16 protein-coding genes are annotated in these 13,936 nt (G+C 60.9%); 14 read left to right on the top strand and 2 right to left on the bottom strand.

From position 1 onward, the window contains the following. Positions 1 to 135: 135 nt before the first annotated feature. Together AC2FLX_RS16930 and AC2FLX_RS16925 are read right to left on the bottom strand one after the other, a co-directional pair. Positions 136 to 1,401, bottom strand: a complete 1,266-nt coding sequence (locus AC2FLX_RS16930) for a DEAD/DEAH box helicase (protein ID WP_496810973.1) — start codon at positions 1,399 to 1,401, stop codon at positions 136 to 138. A 206-nt stretch (positions 1,402 to 1,607) separates the two neighbouring features. Further along, positions 1,608 to 2,774 (bottom strand): adenylate/guanylate cyclase domain-containing protein, encoded by a 1,167-nt coding sequence (locus AC2FLX_RS16925; protein ID WP_496810974.1) that lies wholly within the window; start codon positions 2,772 to 2,774, stop codon positions 1,608 to 1,610. A 175-nt stretch (positions 2,775 to 2,949) separates the two neighbouring features. Between AC2FLX_RS16925 and AC2FLX_RS16920 the strand changes: the two genes are divergently transcribed. From AC2FLX_RS16920 to AC2FLX_RS16855, 14 genes are all read left to right on the top strand, one after another. Beyond that, on the top strand, positions 2,950 to 3,390 hold the full coding sequence (locus tag AC2FLX_RS16920; RefSeq protein ID WP_480750400.1) for a GFA family protein: 441 nt from the start codon (positions 2,950 to 2,952) through the stop codon (positions 3,388 to 3,390). 178 nt (positions 3,391 to 3,568) lie between these two features. After that, the gene (gene rplO / locus AC2FLX_RS16915; RefSeq protein WP_480750398.1) at positions 3,569 to 4,042 is read left to right on the top strand and encodes a 50S ribosomal protein L15; all 474 of its coding nucleotides are present in this window, start codon (positions 3,569 to 3,571) and stop codon (positions 4,040 to 4,042) included. Positions 4,043 to 4,151: 109 nt separating this feature from the next. Continuing rightward, the gene (secY, locus tag AC2FLX_RS16910; RefSeq protein WP_480750396.1) at positions 4,152 to 5,516 is read left to right on the top strand and encodes a preprotein translocase subunit SecY; all 1,365 of its coding nucleotides are present in this window, start codon (positions 4,152 to 4,154) and stop codon (positions 5,514 to 5,516) included. Continuing rightward, positions 5,513 to 6,157, top strand: coding sequence for an adenylate kinase (locus AC2FLX_RS16905; protein ID WP_480750394.1), 645 nt, complete (start codon positions 5,513 to 5,515; stop codon positions 6,155 to 6,157). Before secY ends, AC2FLX_RS16905 begins: the two co-directional genes overlap by 4 nt. 203 nt (positions 6,158 to 6,360) lie before the next feature. Beyond that, a complete protein-coding gene (gene rpsM, locus AC2FLX_RS16900) occupies positions 6,361 to 6,729 on the top strand; it encodes a 30S ribosomal protein S13 (RefSeq protein ID WP_480750392.1) in 369 nt (122 codons plus the stop codon). Between the two features lie 14 nt (positions 6,730 to 6,743). Further along, positions 6,744 to 7,133 carry a 30S ribosomal protein S11 gene (gene rpsK, locus AC2FLX_RS16895; protein WP_480750391.1) on the top strand — a complete coding sequence of 130 codons (390 nt, stop codon included), beginning with the start codon at positions 6,744 to 6,746 and terminating at the stop codon, positions 7,131 to 7,133. 116 nt (positions 7,134 to 7,249) lie between these two features. After that, entirely contained in the window at positions 7,250 to 8,266 is a 1,017-nt protein-coding gene (locus AC2FLX_RS16890; protein WP_480521635.1) for a DNA-directed RNA polymerase subunit alpha, read from the top strand. A 175-nt stretch (positions 8,267 to 8,441) separates the two neighbouring features. Continuing rightward, positions 8,442 to 8,867 carry a 50S ribosomal protein L17 gene (gene rplQ / locus AC2FLX_RS16885; RefSeq protein ID WP_480750390.1) on the top strand — a complete coding sequence of 142 codons (426 nt, stop codon included), beginning with the start codon at positions 8,442 to 8,444 and terminating at the stop codon, positions 8,865 to 8,867. 150 nt (positions 8,868 to 9,017) lie between these two features. Continuing rightward, positions 9,018 to 9,425 (top strand): hypothetical protein, encoded by a 408-nt coding sequence (locus tag AC2FLX_RS16880; RefSeq protein WP_496810975.1) that lies wholly within the window; start codon positions 9,018 to 9,020, stop codon positions 9,423 to 9,425. 67 nt (positions 9,426 to 9,492) lie between these two features. Beyond that, positions 9,493 to 10,878 carry a trypsin-like peptidase domain-containing protein gene (locus AC2FLX_RS16875; protein WP_496810976.1) on the top strand — a complete coding sequence of 462 codons (1,386 nt, stop codon included), beginning with the start codon at positions 9,493 to 9,495 and terminating at the stop codon, positions 10,876 to 10,878. A 3-nt stretch (positions 10,879 to 10,881) separates the two neighbouring features. Then, positions 10,882 to 12,195, top strand: coding sequence for a replication-associated recombination protein A (locus tag AC2FLX_RS16870; protein WP_496810977.1), 1,314 nt, complete (start codon positions 10,882 to 10,884; stop codon positions 12,193 to 12,195). 63 nt (positions 12,196 to 12,258) lie between these two features. Then, positions 12,259 to 12,639, top strand: a complete 381-nt coding sequence (gene crcB, locus AC2FLX_RS16865; protein WP_480750383.1) for a fluoride efflux transporter CrcB — start codon at positions 12,259 to 12,261, stop codon at positions 12,637 to 12,639. Next, on the top strand, positions 12,636 to 13,676 hold the full coding sequence (locus tag AC2FLX_RS16860; protein WP_496810978.1) for an RluA family pseudouridine synthase: 1,041 nt from the start codon (positions 12,636 to 12,638) through the stop codon (positions 13,674 to 13,676). The genes crcB and AC2FLX_RS16860 overlap by 4 nt, the downstream gene beginning before the upstream one ends. Beyond that, positions 13,673 to 13,936: HAD hydrolase-like protein (locus AC2FLX_RS16855; RefSeq protein ID WP_496875480.1), on the top strand; the 264-nt coding region annotated here is incomplete at its 3' end. The genes AC2FLX_RS16860 and AC2FLX_RS16855, both read left to right, overlap by 4 nt.

Genomic DNA, 13,936 nt, shown 5'->3' with positions numbered 1-13,936 from the left:
TCAAAACAGAAGCTCCCGAAGAATTCTTCGGGAGCTGAATTGCGTTCATGTGAAACAACGTGCCCAAGCTGGGCGGGACATCCCGCCGCTTGCTACGGCCAAGGTCACAGCCGGGCCAAACCGGGGTTTTTCCGGTCAGGCGGCCTTGGCGTGGGGGCGTCCGCGGTTGGGGCGGCGGCGCCGGTTCTGTGGCTTGCGCGCCTCTTTCTTGGGGGCTTCAAAGGCCCATGGCGTGCCGCCGATCACCGGAATGTCACGCGACATGGTCTTTTGAATGGCCCGCAGTTCACCCATCTCGGCAGGGGCGCAAAAGGCGACCGCCCGGCCATCGCGCCCGGCCCGCGCGGTACGGCCGATCCGGTGGACATAGTTGTCCGGCACGTTCGGCAGGTCATAATTGTATATGTGGCGCACATCCGGGATGTCGATGCCGCGTGCCGCCACATCGGTCGCCACCAGCACCCGCAACTCGCCGCTGCGGAACTGTTTCAGCGCTCGGTCGCGCTGACCCTGCGACTTGTTGCCATGCACGGCACCGGCGGCAAACCCGGCCTTGTCCAGCGTTTTCATCAGCTTTTCCGCGCCATGCTTGGTGCGGGCAAAAACCAGCGCCAGCTCGTCACGGTGCGCGTCCAGCATTTCGATCAGCAGGCCGGTCTTTTCCGCCTGCGCCACGAAATGCACGCCTTGGGTGATCTTGTCCGCCGGACGGCCCGGAGGCGCGGTTTCGACCCGTACAGGATTGCTCAGATAGGTGGCCGCGATTTCGGCCATCTGCTTCGGCATCGTGGCCGAGAACAACATGGTCTGGCGTTCAGTGGGCAACAGCGTCGCGATCTTGCGCAGCGCGTGGATAAAGCCCAGGTCCAGCATCTGGTCGGCCTCGTCCAGCACCAGGAACCCGGTCTGGTCCAGCCGCACGGCGCGGCGCTCGATCAGGTCGATCAGGCGGCCCGGCGTGGCGACCAGAATATCGCTGCCCCGGCCCAGCCGGTTGATCTGCGGCCCCATCGACACACCGCCGACCACCAGGTCGACGCGGATGGAGGTGCGCTCGGCATAGGCGCGCAGGTTGTCCGAGATCTGTTTTGCCAGTTCCCTCGTCGGCGCCAGAACCAGCGCGCGCGCGGTCTTCGGAGTCGGGCGGCCCTCCTGCCGGATCAGCGACATCAGGATCGGCAGGCCAAAGGCCAGCGTCTTGCCGGTGCCGGTCTGCGCCAGCCCCATGACGTCGCGCCCGTTCATGGCATGCGGGATCGCCTGTTTCTGGATCGGCGTCGGCTCCGATATGCCCAGGGTTTCAAGATTGGTGATAAAGCGGGGCGTCAGCCCCAGCATGGTAAAGTCCAAAAGCCGTTCCTTTTCGGCGGGGCGGCCTATTCCGGCCGCGCAAAATGACATGTCGCGACCCCGCGGGGCCGCGTTGTGTTACGTGGTTGCGCGATGCTCTGCCGCCGGGCCGGATTGCCCAAGGCCGCGTCATTGCGCCGAACCCCGCGTGATCTGGGTGTCAGTGTGTAAAGATGAGGTGCTGCGCGGATGCGTTTCAAACACTTCGGTCGCGCGGTCTGCTCACGCCGCAGACAAGGCACCGGGGGCGTATGCTCTCAATTTGCGCCCTTGTCAACCAAAGTCTTGTCCGTGGTCTTCGGGGCGAAAACCTGTTCCGGATGCGCCAACCCCTTGAGGGCGAATTCGCCGACCGCGACGTGACCGCCATCCAGCGCGTCGGCAAACGTGCGGGAACAGAGAACCGGATGCCCGGTTTCCGAACACAGCGCCTCGATCCGCGCGGCAACATTCACCGCCTGACCCAGCACCGTGAAATCCAGCCGGTTGTGCGAGCCGACATTGCCATACAGAACCCGCCCGAAATGCAGCCCGACGCCGAACCCCAGAACCTCGGGCAAATCGGCAGCCAAAGCATGCCTTGCCGCCGCCAGTGCATTGGAACAGGCTGTGCGCTGCCCGTCATCGCCGGGGAACACGGCCAACACCCCGTCGCCCAGAAACTTCAGGATTTCGCCACCATGCTCGGTTACCGCCGTATCGATTGCCTCGAAATACCGGTTCGCCAGCGCCACCGCCTCCTCCACCGGCAAACGGGCGTTCAGCCCTGTCCAGTTGCGGATGTCGCTGATCAGGATGGCGGCCTCCATGGTCTCGACACTCCCCCGCGTGATCTCGCCGCCCAGCACCCGCTGGCTGGTGCGGGCTCCAAGATAGGCCGCGGACACGGCAGTGGACAGGATCGACAGGCGGTGGACCTCGGACAGCGGACCAAGGGCCAGCGCAATCGCCTCGATGCCCTCAATATCGGCGTCGTCAAACCCCTTGGCCCGGTCCGTCGCCGCCACCAGAATGCCTGACAGATGATCTCCGCACCGAAGCGGGACGCCGAAATAGTCGGTCGCCCCCTGCGCGCGCAATTCGTGATAGATTTCGTGATCATCGGGGGCCAGCCGCGTCAGATCCTTGCGCAGCGCTTGCCGGGTATCCGAGATCACCGCCAACGGGCTGCCCACATAGCCGCTGCGCTGTTCCAACCCGTGCGGATTGTGCACCGCCTCGACCTGTGCGACGTCCCGGTTCCAGATGGCGCTGACGGCGGCGGCAAGCGGGTGAATGGTGCGCATCGCCAGACGAATTCGCCACACCGGAGCGCCCGCGCGCCGCATCTCTGCCCCCAACCCTTCGATCAGGGCGTCCAGATCCGGCAGGGTGGCCCCCGTCCGCAACAGCCAATCCACGATTTCGCGATGATTCCAGCTCATGACAGAAGCCTAGCACGGATGCGCGGCAGACAACTGGCCCAGTTTCCATGCGGCGTGCCTATGGCCCATCTCGGCAATTCAATTTCGGGAATCACCGTTTTGTGATAAGTTTACGCCACGTAACCGGCGACGAGGTTTGCCGGTCATTTTCGTAGATCATTGAAAGGGGGAATTTATGGCTCAGGCTCTGGATGGCGGCTGCGCTCATGTGCACACGCATACGGATAATGCTCCGATCGACAATCACACCTGTCATTGCAATGTCTGCAAATCGGTAACCGGGCAGCAGACGACCCATGTCGCATTCTTCCGCCATGGCGATCTGGCGGTCGATCACCCCGAGTTGCTCAACCGGCAACCGTTCAACAAGGACAACCCCGACGGCCCGCTGGAGCTGTGCACCTGCAAGGAATGCGGGGCGCCGATCATGCTGGACGACAAGCAGGGGCGCATCCGCGTCGCGGTTCCAAATGTCATGGGCTATGACGTGGCAAGTTTCCCCGACGCGACCTATCACGCCTTCTGGGACGAAACCAAGGGATACGCCCGGCCTGACGATGGGCGCCCGGTCTATGACAGCCTGCGGCCCGACTTTGTGTGGCCGACACCGTCCTGACGCCAAACAAAAGCGAAAAACCGGGGTGAAGGGCGGCAGTTTTGCCGCCCTCTTGATTGCCGGGCGACTTGCGTCTATACGCCCCCGGTGGCCCAAAGGGTCCACAAGAATCAAAACCAAGAAACGCCGTGTTTGGCCCATCACGCTTCGGGGTCACATCCGGCTTAGGAGAAGCGACATGAAACTGCACGAACTGCGCGACAATCCAGGCGCCGCATCCAAGAAAACCCGCGTTGGCCGGGGCCCCGGCTCGGGCAAGGGTAAAATGGGTGGCCGTGGTATCAAAGGTCAGAAATCCCGCTCGGGCGTGGCCATCAATGGCTATGAAGGCGGCCAGATGCCCTTGTACCAGCGTCTGCCCAAGCGTGGCTTCAACAAGCCCAACCGCAAGGAATTCGCCGTCATCAACCTGGGCCTGATCCAGAAATTCGTCGACGCCGGCAAGCTCGACGCCAAATCCGCCATCACCGAAGACGCGCTGGTCGCGTCCGGTCTGGTCCGCCGCAAGCTGGACGGCATCCGCGTTCTGGCCAAGGGCGAGGTTTCGGCCAAGCTGAACCTCGAAGTGACCGGTGCTTCGAAAGCTGCCGTCGAGGCAGTCGAGAAAGCGGGCGGCTCACTGACGGTCACAAAAGCCGCTGCGGCAGAGTAAGCGCTTGTGAGCGGCGCACGAGCCGCTTACATAGACCTCAGAGTTTTCCAAGACGCCGCCCGAGCCGGAAAACGGTTTCGGGCGGTGTTTTCATAAGAGAGACCGATTTATGGTATCAGCAGCAGAACAAATGGCAGCCAACACAAGCTGGGCTGCCCTTGGCAAAGCCACCGATCTGCGCAACCGCATCCTGTTCACGCTGGGTTTGCTGATCGTCTATCGTCTGGGCACCTTCATTCCGGTGCCGGGGATCGACGGAGCAGCCCTGCGCGAGTTCATGGAGCAGGCGGGGCAAGGCATCGGCGGCATGGTTTCGATGTTCACCGGTGGGGCGCTGGGGCGCATGGGCATCTTTGCCCTCGGCATCATGCCCTATATCTCGGCCTCGATCATCGTCCAGCTGATGACCTCGATGGTTCCCGCGCTCGAACAGCTCAAGAAAGAGGGCGAGCAGGGCCGCAAGAAGATCAACCAATACACTCGTTTCGGCACCGTGGCACTGGCCACCGTTCAGGCCTATGGTCTGGCCGTGTCGCTGGAATCGGGCGATCTGGCCACCGATCCCGGTCTCTATTTCCGCTTCTCGACGATGATCACGCTCGTGGGCGGCACCATGTTCCTGATGTGGCTGGGTGAGCAGATCACCGCGCGCGGCATCGGCAACGGCATCTCGCTGATCATCTTCGTTGGCATCATCGCCGAGGTTCCCGCCGCCCTGGCGCAGTTCTTCGCGTCGGGCCGCTCGGGCGCCATCAGCCCCGCCGTGATCGTCGGTGTCATCGTGATGGTCATCGCCGTGATCACCTTTGTGGTGTTCATGGAACGCTCCCTGCGCAAGATCCATATTCAGTATCCGCGCCGCAATGTCGGCATGAAAGTGTACGAGGGCGGTTCCAGCCACCTGCCGGTCAAGGTCAACCCCGCAGGTGTGATCCCGGCAATCTTCGCCAGCTCGCTCTTGCTGCTGCCGGTGACGATCTCGACCTTCTCGTCGGGTGCCGCCAATGGCCCGATCATGTCGTGGCTTCTGGCCAACTTCGGCCCCGGCCAGCCGCTCTATCTGCTGTTCTTCGCGTCGATGATCATCTTCTTTGCGTATTTCTACACGTTCAACGTGTCGTTCAAACCCGATGACGTCGCCGACAACCTGAAGAAACAGAACGGCTTTGTTCCGGGCATCCGCCCCGGCAAGAAAACCGCCGAATACCTGGAATACGTGGTCAACCGCGTGCTGGTGCTGGGCTCGGCCTATCTGGCCGCCGTCTGCCTGCTGCCGGAAATCCTGCGCGGCCAGTTCGCCATTCCGTTCTACTTCGGCGGCACTTCGGTTCTGATCATCGTCTCTGTGACCATGGACACCATCCAGCAAGTCCAGAGCCACCTTTTGGCGCATCAATACGAAGGGCTGATCGAAAAGTCCCAGCTGCGCGGAAAAGGCAAGAAACGCAACAGGAAGGGATCCTCTCGCCGATGAACATCATTCTGCTTGGCCCGCCGGGCGCCGGCAAAGGCACCCAGGCACGGCATCTCGTTGAAACCCGCGGCATGGTGCAGCTCAGCACTGGGGACATGCTGCGCGAAGCCAAGACCTCGGGCACCGAAATGGGCAAGAAGGTCGCGGCGGTTATGGATGCCGGCAAGCTGGTCACGGATGAGATCGTCATCGGCCTGATCGAAGAAAAGCTGACGACCGAAAAGGGCGCGGGCTTCATCTTTGACGGCTTTCCCCGAACTCTGGCACAGGCCGACGCGCTGTCGGCGCTGCTGAACAAGCTGGGCCAGTCGCTGCACACCGTGATCGAAATGCGTGTGGATGACGAGGCCTTGGTGCAGCGGATCACGGCGCGTTCGACCTGCGGCGGCTGTGGCGAGGTTTACAACGACATCACCAAACCGATCCCGGCAGATGGCAAATGCACCAACTGCGGCAAGGAAAATGACTTCCAGCGCCGTGCGGATGACAACGAGGAAAGCCTGCGCACCCGCCTGATGGAATACTATAAAAAGACCTCGCCGCTGATTGGCTATTACTACGCCAAGGGTGACCTGCGCCCGATCAACGGACTGGCCGACATCAAGGAAGTTACCGCCTCGATCGAAGTCCTTCTGGGTTAACGGCGCATGGGGGCTTGACGCCCCCGCCAAAAGCCCATATCGACCCCCATCCCCATTGGGAATCAACCGTGCAGACGGGATTCGTTCCGTTTGTCCGGATCACCTCGAAAATGATGCTGGACCCTCTGGCCACACTGCCACGGTCAAGCGTTGTGAAAAAAGGTTCTGGAGTTACGGAACCGCAACGAAAAGGAAAGTGACACGTGGCACGTATTGCCGGCGTAAACATCCCGACTGCAAAGCGGGTACCAATCGCCCTCACATATATCACCGGTATCGGCAACACCTCGGCCAAAGCGATCTGCGACGCCGTGGGCATCGAACAAAGCCGCCGGGTCAACGAACTCAGCGACTCCGAAGTGCTCGCCATCCGCGAACACATCGACGCCAACTACACCGTCGAAGGTGACCTGCGTCGTGAAACGCAGATGAACATCAAGCGCCTGATGGACCTGGGCTGCTATCGCGGTCTGCGTCACCGCCGCAACCTGCCGGTTCGCGGTCAGCGCACCCACACCAACGCTCGTACCCGCAAAGGCCCCGCAAAGCCGATCGCGGGCAAGAAGAAGTAAGGAGGGTCTGACCGATGGCACGCGACAAGACACGCATCAAGAAAAAAGAGCGCAAGAACATCGCATCGGGCGTCGCCCATGTGAATTCGACCTTCAACAACACCAAGATCCTGATCTCGGACGTGCAGGGCAACGCCATTTCGTGGTCGTCTGCTGGCACCATGGGCTTCAAGGGATCGCGGAAATCGACCCCCTACGCCGCTCAGATGGCTGCCGAAGATGCAGGCAAGAAGGCGCAGGAACATGGCGTCAAGACGCTCGAAGTCGAAGTTCAGGGCCCCGGTTCGGGTCGTGAATCGGCGCTGCGCGCACTGGCTGCTGTGGGCTTCAACATCACGTCGATCCGTGACGTGACCCCGATTGCTCACAATGGTTGCCGCCCGCCGAAGCGCCGCCGCGTCTGAGCGATTGCAATTACAAGCTGGGGCCGTGTTTTTGCGCGGCCCCGGTTCGCCGTTTTGAAACCTCGGGCGTCTGCACCTGATTGGTCATGGGGCGCAGACAGGAATGGAGGGATTACATGATCCATAAGAATTGGGCAGAATTGATCAAACCGACCCAGCTTGACGGCAAGCCGGGCAACGATCCCGCACGCCAGGCCACCCTGGTCGCCGAACCGCTGGAGCGCGGCTTTGGCCTGACGCTCGGCAACGCGCTGCGCCGCGTGCTGATGAGCTCGCTGCAAGGCGCGGCCATCACCAGCGTTCAGATCGACAACGTCCTGCACGAGTTCTCGAGCGTGGCAGGCGTCCGCGAAGACGTCACCGACATCATCCTGAACCTCAAGGGCGTGTCCCTGCGCATGGAAGTCGAAGGCCCCAAGCGCCTGTCGATCAATGCCAAAGGCCCCGCAGTTGTCACCGCAGGCGACATCAGCGAAAGCGCCGGCATCGAGGTTCTGAACCGCGATCACGTCATCTGCCACCTGGACGATGGCGCCGACCTGTTCATGGAACTGACCGTCAATACCGGCAAGGGTTATGTCTCGGCTGAAAAGAACAAGCCCGAGGACGCGCCCATCGGCCTGATCCCGATCGACGCGATCTATTCGCCGGTCAAGAAGGTCGCCTATGACGTTCAGCCGACCCGCGAAGGTCAGGTTCTGGACTATGACAAGCTGACCCTCAAGATCGATACCGACGGTTCGATCACCCCCGAGGACGCGCTGGCCTATGCCGCCCGCATCCTGCAGGATCAGCTGTCGATCTTCGTCAACTTCGACGAGCCGGAATCGGCTGGCCGTCAGGACGAGGACGACGGTCTGGAATTCAACCCGCTCCTGCTCAAGAAAGTGGACGAGCTGGAACTGTCGGTCCGTTCGGCAAACTGCCTGAAGAACGACAACATCGTCTATATCGGCGACCTGATCCAGAAGACCGAAGCCGAGATGCTGCGCACCCCAAACTTCGGCCGCAAGTCGCTGAACGAGATCAAGGAAGTGCTGTCCGGCATGGGTCTGCACCTCGGCATGGATGTCGAGGACTGGCCGCCCGACAACATCGAAGATCTGGCAAAGAAATTCGAAGACGCGTTCTAAGCATCTTCGGCTGCGGCGGCGGGGCCAACCTGCCGTCGCGGGTTTTGTACAATTCGGACAAATGAGGTCTGAAAACCGGTACAAAACGAACAATCCGGGCAATCCCGCCCCAAGGTGAGCCTCTGACACGCATCGGAGGCCGGACAAAGCAAAACGCTAAAGAAGGAACTAGAAAATGCGTCACGCACGTGGTTACCGCCGCCTGAACCGCACTCATGAGCACCGCAAGGCTCTGTTTGCAAACATGGCCGGCTCGCTCATCGAACATGAGCAGATCAAGACAACTCTGCCCAAGGCAAAAGAACTGCGCCCGATCATCGAAAAGCTGGTCACTCTGGGCAAGCGCGGCGACCTGCACGCCCGCCGTCAGGCCGCATCGCAGCTGAAAGAAGACAAAGACGTCGCAAAGCTGTTCGAGGTTCTGGGCCCCCGCTATGCCGAGCGTCAGGGCGGCTATGTCCGTATCCTAAAGGCAGGCTTCCGTTATGGTGACATGGCTCCGATGGCGATCATCGAGTTCGTCGACCGTGACGTCGACGCCAAAGGCGCAGCCGACAAGGCCCGCGTTGCTGCCGAAGACGCAGCCGCCGACGAAGAATAAGTCTAAAACATCTTTTTTTTCAAACCCCTGCGCACCTTGCGCGGGGGTTTTCTTTTTGGTTGATCGTACCTGACATTTTGACTGTTGGCCCTTATGGTCATGTGAAAGACATTGCTAGGATCGAAGCACGTCGCTTTGGAAAACGGTTTTATGGCCAACACAAAAACCGCCGGGTATTCCGGCAAGCCTCTGTCGCAGAAGCTCGGGTTCAAACCGGGCTGGATGGTTCGCTTGGTGAACCCGCCAGCACACTATCCGCAGCTCGTTGCGGACGCCCAAGACGTTCGTTTCGCCCCCGATATGCCCGAACCTGACGCGGTGCATCTATTCTTGCATGGCGGGGAAAACATCGCCCAGATCGCGTCTGAACAGATAGGTATCCTGCGCGAAGGCGGAACGCTTTGGGTCTCCTGGGCAAAAAAGTCTTCAAAACTGCATTCCGGCATTACCGAAGACGATCTCCGCACCGCAATTCTGCCGCTGGGTTGGGTCGATGTGAAAGTCTGTGCCGTAGACACAGACTGGTCAGGCCTCAAGTTCCTGCGCCGAAAGGGCTGAGTCCCGCGCTTGCATTCACGCGAACATCGCCGCATATCCCAGTGGAAGTCTGCTAATGGGATCGACAATGCTCCGCCTGATACTCATCGTTTTTTCATTCCTGACGCCTCCATTCGCCGCCGCCGAAACCCGGGTGCCGCAGTCGCAGACTGAAATATCAATGGGGTTCGCCCCGGTCGTCAAACAGGCCTCGCCCGCCGTGGTCAACATCTATGCCAAGATCATCCGGCAGGGGCGATCTAACTCGTTGTTTTCAGATCCATTTTTTCGCGATTTTTTTGGCGGGGATTTCGGAGCACCGCGTCCCCGGGTACAGAACTCGCTGGGGTCGGGCGTCATCCTGTCAGAGGACGGCTATGTCGTGTCCAACTTTCACGTTGTCGGAATGGCGTCGGAAATACAGGTCGTGACCACGGACCGGCGCGAGTTTACCGCCGAAGTGGTGCTGGGAGACGAAGAGAGCGACATCGCAATCCTGCGCCTGCAAGGCGCCGAAGGATTGCCATTCCTGAGACTGCGCGATTCTGATCACGTCGAGGTGGGAGAATTGACACTTGCCATCGGTAACCCTTTCGGGGTGGGTCAGACTGTGTCCTCCGGCATCATCTCGGGCCTTGCGCGATCCGGGACAGCAACCGGGAATGCGCGGGGGTATTTCATTCAAACCGACGCACCGATCAATCCCGGCAATTCCGGCGGTGCTTTGATTGACGTTAATGGCAATCTCATCGGTATCAACACCTCGATCCTCAGCCGCTCGGGCGGGTCGAACGGGATCGGGTTTGCCATTCCGGCCAATCTGGTGACGGAATTCCTGCGTCAGGCGCGGGCCGGGAACGAGACATTCGTACGCCCCTGGGCCGGAATGGCCGGCCAGCCGATGAACGCCGATATTGCCGAGTCTCTGGGACTGGCGCTACCAGAGGGCGTGGTGATTTCGGACCTGCACCCTGAAAGCCCCATTGCCAAGGCCGGGTTCCGCGTGGGGGATGTAATCACCCATGTCGACGGGCAAGAGGTCAACTCGCCCTCCGAGATGAAGTTCCGCATGTCCGTGTCCGGGATTGGTGGTGTTTCGAAGATGACCCGCCTGCGTGGCGGCGAGAGGGTAGAGATTGAGGTAGCGATGACCGATGCTCCCGACGAACCGCCCGCCGAGGAAACGGTACTGGACAAAAGGACGGCGCTACCTGGTCTGACTGTGGCGCGCCTCAACCCGGCGGTGATCTCTCGGCTTGGCCTGCCGTTGTCATTGGACGGCGTGGTCGTGCTTGACCCCGGGGCTTTTGGCGCCCGAGCGGGTTTACAGCCGGGCGACATTCTGGGGGCGGTAAACGGCGAAGAGGTAAAGCGCCCCGACGACGTGCGTCAGGCCTTGACCGATACCGGGCGCCGCGTCCGCATTGATCTGCAGCGACGTGGGCAGTGGGTGTCGCTGCGGTTCAGGATCTGAGCCGTGGCAGACCTGTTCGACACTGGCGCAAAGGAACCTGCGACCGAGCCCCCACGGCCATTGGCCGACCGGCTGCGGCCAAAGTCGCTTGGCGAGGTGATCGGACAAGAGCAGGTGTTGGGGCCGGATGCCCCGCTGGGGGTGATGCTAGCCTCGGGCAGTTTGTCGAGCCTTATATTCTGGGGTCCACCCGGTGTGGGCAAGACCACCATTGCGCGGCTTCTGGCACAGGAAACGGATCTGCATTTCGTTCAGATCAGCGCGATTTTCACCGGTGTACCAGATCTCAAGAAGGTGTTTGAGGCGGCGAAGATTCGGCGTCAGAACGGGCAGGGCACCTTACTGTTCGTCGACGAGATCCACCGGTTCAACAGGGCCCAGCAGGACGGATTCCTGCCGCATATGGAGGATGGCACTATCCTGCTTGTCGGGGCGACGACCGAGAACCCGTCATTCGAGCTGAACGCTGCCGTACTTAGTCGTGCGCAGGTTCTGGTGCTGGAACGGTTGGGTCTGGCCGATCTGGAACGATTGACTCAACGCGCGGAAAAGGAACTGGGCCGCGCCTTGCCGCTGACGGGTACGGCGCGCGAGGCACTGCAGGAAATGGCTGACGGAGACGGGCGCGCATTGCTGAACCTGACCGAACAGGTCGCGGCCTGGAAAGTGGACGGCCCGCTCGATGTCGATGCATTGGCCAACCGGCTGATGCGACGAGCGGCGAAATACGACAAGTCGGGGGATGAGCATTACAATCTGATCTCGGCATTGCACAAATCGGTGCGGGGGTCGGACCCGGACGCTGCCCTTTACTGGTTCGCGCGGATGCTGACCGGTGGAGAAGATCCGCGTTATCTTGCCCGCAGGATTACCCGCATGGCGGTCGAAGATATCGGTCTGGCCGATCCGCAAGCGCAATCGATCTGCCTGCATGCGTGGGAAACCTACGAACGGCTCGGCTCGCCCGAAGGCGAGTTGGCCCTGGCGCAGGCCGTCGTCTATCTGGCACTGGCACCGAAATCGAACGGGGCCTATGTCGGTTACAAGGCGGCGATGAAACTAGCCAAGCAGTCAGGCAGTGAACCCCCGCCCAAGCACATCCTGAACGCGCCGACGTCGTTGATGAAAGATCAGGGGTACGGCGCAGGATATGCTTATGACCACGACGCCGAAGATGGATTCTCGGGACAGAACTACTTCCCTGACGGGATGAAGCGACCGGTTTTGTACCAGCCGGTCGAACGTGGTTTTGAGCGTGAGTTGAAAAAGCGGCTGGACTATTTTTCCAAGTTGCGGACTCAGCGGAACCAAAGCTGAACTGGATCTGACCGAACCCATCTGGGCTTGACTTCATGGGCGTCGCGCGCGAGAGCAACGCCAATGTTTTCTTCGGTTCTGCATGTAGCGCTTGGCGGCGCGATCGGGGCGACGCTCCGTTACCTCACCGGCGTGGGTGTGATGCGCGCGCTTGGTCCGCAGGAGTTTCCTGTGGCGATCATTCTGGTCAACGTGATTGGCTCGTTCCTGATGGGTATGTTTGTCGTGGCCGCGGCGCACCGCGGACTGCATTACCTTAGCCCGTTTGTCGTGACTGGCTTGATGGGCGGGTTCACCACCTTCTCGGCTTTTTCGCTTGAGGCAGTGACGCTGTATGAACGCGGCGCTGTGGTATACGCGGTATTGTATGTCGGGCTGTCGGTGATCCTGTCCCTGTCGGCACTGGCTGTTGGGCTTTTTGTTGCACGGGAGATGTGGGCATGAGCGTTCAGTTGATCACCATCGGGCAAGAGGATGCCGATCAGCGCATTGACCGTTGGCTTCGCCGGGTGTTCCCGCATGTGGGGCAGGGCCGGATCGAAAAGATGTGCCGAAAGGGCGAATTGCGGGTCGACGGCGGGCGAGTCAAGGCTTCGACCCGGTTGGCCGCCGGACAGGTCGTGCGGGTGCCGCCGCTGCCGGATGCCGACCAGAAACCGATCGTTCAAAGATCACGTGTTTCGGATGCGGATGCAAAGATGATCCAGTCGTGCGTGATCTATCGTGACGATCACGTTCTGGCGCTCAACAAACCGGCAGGCCTGCCGGTGCAGGGCGGTAGCGGACAAACCCGGCATGTGGATGGTCTGGCCGAGGCGCTAAGATTCGGCTTTGAGGAAAACCCCCGGTTGGTTCACCGGCTGGACAAGGACACGTCGGGTGTTTTGTTGCTGGCACGGACGCGCGAGGCGGCCAAGGGTCTGACCGCTGCCTTTCGCCATCGCAACACGCGCAAGATCTATTGGGCTTTGGTCGCTGGCGTGCCAACCCCCTATCTGGGCGAGATCAAGACCGGGCTGGTCAAGGCGCCGGGTCACGGCAAGCAAGGTGAAGGCGAAAAGATGATTGCCGTGCATCTGAAAGAGATCGACAGCACACCGGGTGCCAAGCGGGCGCACACACTATACGCCACACTTTATCGGGTGGCCGGGCGTGCATCCTGGGTCGCAATGGAGCCGGTCACGGGCCGCACACATCAGCTGCGCGCGCATATGGCGGCAATCGGGCATCCGATAGTCGGGGACGGAAAGTACGGAGGCTCCGGCCAAGAAAATCTGGGCGATGGCTGGGGCGCGCAACTTGGCGGTATCATCAGCAAGAAACTGCATCTGCACGCACGTCAGCTTTCGTTCGAGCATCCGGTGACCCACAAACCGACGACTGTCACGGCCGATCTCCCGGAGCATATGAAGGAGAGCTGGACCACATTCGGCTGGACCGAAGATCTGGCAGCCGAGGACCCGTTTGAGGCGTTGCAATGACCGGTTCATTGCGACTGATCCTGTTCGATGTGGACGGCACGCTGGTGGACAGTCAGGGCTCCATCGTGGCCGCAATGAATGCTGCCTTCGAAGCGTTGTCACTTCCCGCACCCGATCGAACAGCGACCTTGTCCATTGTTGGGTTGTCCCTGCCGCAAGCCATGGCGCGTCTGGCGCCGGAGTACTCTGACAAGATTTGGCACAACCTTGTCGAAGGCTACAAAGAGGCCTATCACGCGCATCGCCTTGCGCAGGGTGCA

The organism is Ruegeria sp. YKSF57 (genome assembly GCF_059612585.1).
Note: the sequence above shows the minus strand (reverse complement) of the source record. Positions and strands in the feature narration are given on the sequence as shown.